Raw genomic sequence first — 1730 nt, 5'->3', positions numbered from 1 at the left:
TATTTTTTATGTGAGCGTCTAGCGAACTACACCTATGTTTTAAAATTCCAGGGTAACAAGCTGTCGATATCGGGCTCAGGCTGGCACAGTTCATCAAGGCAAGCACAGATGTAATTAAATGGGATTAGACCATTTATCTTGGCGGTTTCCACAATGCTGTAAAGGGTGGCACTAGCATGGGCACCGTTAGCCGTTTGGCTAAATAACCAATTCTTTCGGCCTATCACAAACGGTTTTACCGCGCGTTCTGCTCTATTATTATCGATGCTAAGTCGGCCATCATCAACATAGCGTATGAGCTTGTGCCATTGATTTGCCAGGTAATTAGCTGCCTCTATCAGTTTGCTGTTCCCCACTAAATTTGGCTGATCCTGCTCAAGCCATATTTTTAGCTTGCTAAGAATAGGCAGGCTAACCTCTTGTCTTGCCGTATATTTGTCATCCACACTTTTATCTTTGATGCGTGACTCAACGCCGTACAGTTTTTGGATAAGGCTCAATACCACATCCGCTTTGCCGGTTTTGTTTTTACCTTGTAGCTTTTTCGCGTCGATAAATTTACGACGAGCATGCGCCCAGCAGCCGATTAAGGTTGCCTCTGTTCTGGCATAGGCTTGATAGCCATCCACGTGCAAGTACCCTTGATATCCATCAAGATAATTGACCACGCAGGCGGCCGCGCGACTATTGTGGAAGTCGTAAAGTACGATATTAGGGATGGGATTATTCGGGTCTGGTGAATCTCGACCCGAGCAATACACCCACATGTAACTGTTTACTTTGTCCGATTTCACCACCTTTAATGGCGTTTCATCGGCAAACAGCGTGGGTTGCCTTAACAGCTCGGCTTTAAGCCGTTCAACTAATGGCGCGAAGAGTGTGGCTGATTTGTCTATCCAGCTGCTCATGGTCTGTCGACTGAGTTCAATACCGTATTGCTTAAACATCGCTTCCTGGCGATACAGCGGTAACCCGTATTGGTATTTACTGGTGATAAGCTGACTGAGCAAACTGCTGGTTGCAATGCCTTTGTTGATGGGCATGGCAGGCATTGAGGCTTGTTTAATCTGTGTCTGAGTTGAGGATTTATCACAGTGACGGCAGGCGTATTTAGGCCTAATATGCTCAATCACTTTGATTTTAGCGGGTATGAACTCAAGCTTTTCTGACTTATCTTCACCCATTTTATGTAGCTCACCGCCACAGCAATCACAGGTTTTGTCGATGATGTCGTGAATAACCTGCTCACGAGGTAAGTCTTTTGGCAGTGGCTTACGCACCGGCTTTTTACGGGTATAGCTAATGGATTGTTGCTCTGCCTCAACTTCCTCAACAATTTCTTCCACTTCATTGAATAACTCGCCTTGCCCGGCAAAGCCTTCAGCACTTTTGCCGAATTGTTTTTGTTGGGCCAAGCTCCAGCGCTCTTCCAATGCCGCAATCTGGGCATCCTTCTGCGCTAACAGTTTTTCAAGTTCAGCAATGCGCTGTTTAAGGGCGAGTTCATTTTTCATGACGCCTATTTTAAGGCATCATCAAAGGCTTTGCAGTGCTAACTGAACTCACTTTGATGATCATCAATCGATCGCAAATATTAAAGCATTTGCTTACCTGCGACATCAATTTTACTGTGTCCAATCACATCATAACCCGATAATAACCAGTGTAATTGCTGCTCGCTTAAGGTCATGGTGGGTGACATGAGTTTGGGCCATTTGAACTTATGCTTA

General features: G+C 45.1%; 1 protein-coding gene. It reads right to left on the bottom strand.

Annotated features, from left to right (window positions below):
- Window positions 1–32: 32 nt before the first annotated feature.
- On the bottom strand, window positions 33–1514 hold the full coding sequence (gene tnpC, locus ACT3RM_RS17690) for an IS66 family transposase (protein WP_002963282.1): 1482 nt from the start codon (window positions 1512–1514) through the stop codon (window positions 33–35).
- Window positions 1515–1730: the final 216 nt, after the last annotated feature.

The organism is Pseudoalteromonas sp. AOP7-A1-14, from assembly GCF_052376275.1.
In the GTDB taxonomy this organism is placed as follows: domain Bacteria; phylum Pseudomonadota; class Gammaproteobacteria; order Enterobacterales; family Alteromonadaceae; genus Pseudoalteromonas.
The sequence above is the reverse complement of the archived record's forward strand: the minus strand, read 5'-3'. Positions and strand labels throughout refer to the sequence as shown.

What these genes read in the sequence shown, in the direction of transcription:
- tnpC (WP_002963282.1), bottom strand. Translation starts at nt 1,514, where the DNA reads ATGAAAAATGAACTCGCCCTTAAACAGCGCATTGCTGAACTTGAAAAA.